Raw genomic sequence first — 3,060 nt, forward strand, 5'->3', positions numbered from 1 at the left:
TGCCACACGTTCCAGCGACAACAAACGCGGCACTACGTCACATACCGCCCTCTGAGGCTGTGTGGTCGGCTCGGGGCGCGGTGACTGCGTTGCCGCTGTTCCGTTTCCCCGAGCCACCGGCCCGAACCGGTCGTGCGGCTTTCACCGCATCCGGCTCTGGGCGTGAGCCCGTGTCCGGCCGGTTCAACAACCGGCCGGACACGGCATGGGCCCTGCGGCACCTGGCAGATGCCTGGGGTGTGCGGTCAAGCTGTAGTTCCGGCGGTCACGTCAGTCCTTTGCTGATGGCCGCAAACAGCGACGTCAGCTACAGGTCCGGTAGTCGTAGCCGGCGAGCCGTTTGTTGTCGTAGCCGTCGTTGAAGCCGTACCGGCCCTTGCTGTCGCGCCAGACGCTGAAGTTCCACCTGTAGCCGTCGAAGGTGTCGAGGGCACCGTTGCCGTCCCAGTCCCTCAGCCCTCCATCCGCTACTCCGAATGTGGCCTTGCCGACTACTCCGTCATCGGACAGTCCGTGGTACCTCTGCCATGCCCGGGTCGCGTCCCTAGTTGCGCTTCCAAAGATGCCGTCGACGTCCGAGCGAGAGCCGAGGAAGCCGTCCGCCCAAAGGATTTTCTGCCACAGACATGTGGCGTTGGAGTATGTGTGTGTGCTGGTCGACAAGATGCCTTCATCGCCCCAGTCGTTGCTGAAGTCGCCTGCCCCGTAGACGTAGGGACGGCCGCTGTAGGTCCCGCTTGCGGCAGCGGGCGAGGTGCCCACAGCAAGGACGGCGGCAGTCAGTGTGCCGATCGTGCCAGCAGCCAGCTTGATCCGCTTAGTACGGGAATTCATGACTCCTCCTTGTTTTGGGCTCATGCCCGGAACCTTCACGGCCACCAAACCGCGGGCACCAGCCTGCGCCGATCAGGCCTGCCACCGCGACGTTCCGTGCGACGATTCGAGCAGGTTCGAAGACACGGCCGCGGGACCAGCAGGACCGGACAGCGGGAGGGTCATGATCGAGCTCACCGTGGACGCCGCCGGGCTCGCCCGTTCCCGCTTCGCGGTCTCGCCGTTGCACGAGGTCGTCGCGACGCTGCTGCCCTGGGGCCTGCGACCGGCCCCGGACGCCGATCCATGGGTCGCACGTGCACGGCGCGTGCTGCGCCGGGCTCGGCTGCCACTCCTGTCCGAACTGGCCCTGGACGGGGGCGGATACGTGCCCGACTTCCTCAGCCCGCATCCCTGCCGGCCCTCCCCCACCGTCGAGGAGGAGCTGGAGCGGGTCCGGTGCACCCCGCCCGGGCGTGTCCTGGGCGAGCTGGAGGCGTTGCGTGACGGCCGGCCGCGCAACGGCCTCGCCGGTTCCGAGCTGCCGCCGGGGGTGCAGCGGGCCATGGCCCGGGGCGGTGCGCATGTGGCCCGGCAGGCGGCGGAGGAGATGCGGCGCTACTGGGAGCTGGCTTTCGCCCCGCACTGGGAGGCCGCCAAGGCCGCCCTCGACGCGGAGGTCGACCGCTGCGCCGGCGTGCTGGCCCGGCACGGAGCGGCGAGGCTCTTCAACTCCCTGCACCCCGGCATCCGGTGGGCCGACGGTACCCTGCGCGTCGAGAGCCGGTTCCGGATCGCGCTGCCCGTACCCCTGGTAATCGTCGTGCCGTCACTCGTCGCGCCTGGGCCGGGCGTGGCAATGGACCCGACGCGCAAGCAAGACCGGCCCCCGATGCTCGTCTGTCCCGTGCGCGACAAGGTCATTGCCGACACCATCGCCCCGGCAGCACCCTCCGCCGAGATGGCCCGGCTGCTCGGCCCCACCCGAGCCGGGCTGCTCGCCGCGCTGGCCCAACCCGCCTCCACCGCGCAGCTGGCGGCACGTCACTTCCTCAGCCCTGCCACGGTCTCGTACCACCTTGGCGTACTGCACCGGGCCGGCCTCGTCGCCCGCGCCCGGTCCGGCCGATCGGTCCTCTACCGCCGCACACCGGAGGGGTCCCGGTTGGCAGGAAGCCGGTAGGCGGGGCGGGCCAGGCTCCTCGGATCACCCCCGACAGAGGGCACTTTCCACTACGCCTCCACCGGCAGGCCCGAGGACATGGCCGGTCCCGTCCCACGCGCCGGAACTGCCGCCGTCGTGGAACCGGCGCCGACCAACAACGAGATCACCGGCCTGTACGCCGTCCCGTGCGACACCGAGACTGGGCTTGATCCGCTTTGACGGACATCGGAGATCAGGGGCTCCGGCGCCAGAAGGATGATGTCCGTCGTGGAGAGCAGCGGGAAGAAGGAGCGTCGCCCTCGCCGCTCGTTCACACCGGGGTTCAAGGCCGGGATCGTCGAACTGTGCCGACGTGGCGACCGCTCGGTCGGTCAGGTCGCCAAGGACTTCGACCTGACCGAGACAGCAGTGCGGGACTGGGTCGAGCAGGCCGACGTCGACGCCGGCGAGCGGGGCGGCCTGACCGGCAGCGAACGTGAGGAACTGGCCGCACTGCGGCGGGAGAACCGCAGGCTGCGGGAGGACGTGGAGATCCTCAAGCGTGCGACGGCTTTTCTTCGCGAAGGAGACCCGGTGACGGTGCACCCGTTCATCGCGGCGGAGAAAGCCGCTGGTCACAGCGTCAAGCGGGCGTGTGAACTGCTCAAGGTCTCCCGAGCCGCCTTCTATGCTCGCCACACCGGCGTCCCTGGACCCCGCGCGGTGCGGGACGCTGAGCTGAACGAGCAGATCATGGCCGTGCACGAGCAGTCCCGTGGAACCTACGGAGCCCCGCGCGTCCACGTCGTACTCAAGCGTGAGGGCGCCGGCTGCGGGCGTCGCAGGGTGGCCCGGCTCAGGCGACAGGCCGGACTGACCGGCCGACGCCGCCGACGTCGGCACCGCACCACGATTTCCGACCCGCAGGCGGCCACCCGCCCCGACCTGGTCCTGCGCGACTTCCGGCCCGACCCGGCCACGGTCGACACCCGCTGGTGCGGCGACATCACCTACACCGGTGCGCCGTGAGGCGCTTCGTCGTATCCCCTACTCAATAGGGAGGAACTTGGAGGAATGTTCCTAGGTCACCCGGCTTACCCGGA

The 3,060-nt window shown here is 69.6% G+C and carries 3 protein-coding genes; 2 read left to right on the forward strand and 1 reads right to left on the reverse strand.

Annotated features, from left to right (window positions below; all coding sequences use genetic code 11):
- Window positions 1-303: 303 nt before the first annotated feature.
- The gene (locus ACFSL4_RS36690) at window positions 304-834 is read right to left on the reverse strand and encodes a peptidoglycan-binding domain-containing protein (RefSeq protein ID WP_381092435.1); all 531 of its coding nucleotides are present in this window, start codon (window positions 832-834) and stop codon (window positions 304-306) included.
- A 163-nt stretch (window positions 835-997) separates the two neighbouring features.
- Between ACFSL4_RS36690 and ACFSL4_RS36695 the strand changes: the two genes are divergently transcribed.
- Window positions 998-1,996 carry an ArsR/SmtB family transcription factor gene (locus ACFSL4_RS36695; protein ID WP_381092437.1) on the forward strand — a complete coding sequence of 333 codons (999 nt, stop codon included), beginning with the start codon at window positions 998-1,000 and terminating at the stop codon, window positions 1,994-1,996.
- 249 nt (window positions 1,997-2,245) lie between these two features.
- Complete coding sequence (locus tag ACFSL4_RS36700) at window positions 2,246-2,986, forward strand: IS3 family transposase (RefSeq protein ID WP_381092438.1); 741 nt, start codon at window positions 2,246-2,248, stop codon at window positions 2,984-2,986.
- The last annotated feature ends 74 nt before the right edge of the window (window positions 2,987-3,060 follow it).

This window comes from Streptomyces caeni (assembly GCF_042678285.1).
GTDB lineage: Bacteria > Actinomycetota > Actinomycetes > Streptomycetales > Streptomycetaceae > Streptomyces > Streptomyces caeni.

Bases quoted from the DNA above. Each gene is read 5' to 3' on its own strand.
- ACFSL4_RS36690 (WP_381092435.1), bottom strand. From the start codon at position 834: ATGAATTCCCGTACTAAGCGGATCAAGCTGGCTGCTGGCACGATCGGC.
- ACFSL4_RS36695 (WP_381092437.1), top strand. From the start codon at position 998: ATGATCGAGCTCACCGTGGACGCCGCCGGGCTCGCCCGTTCCCGCTTC.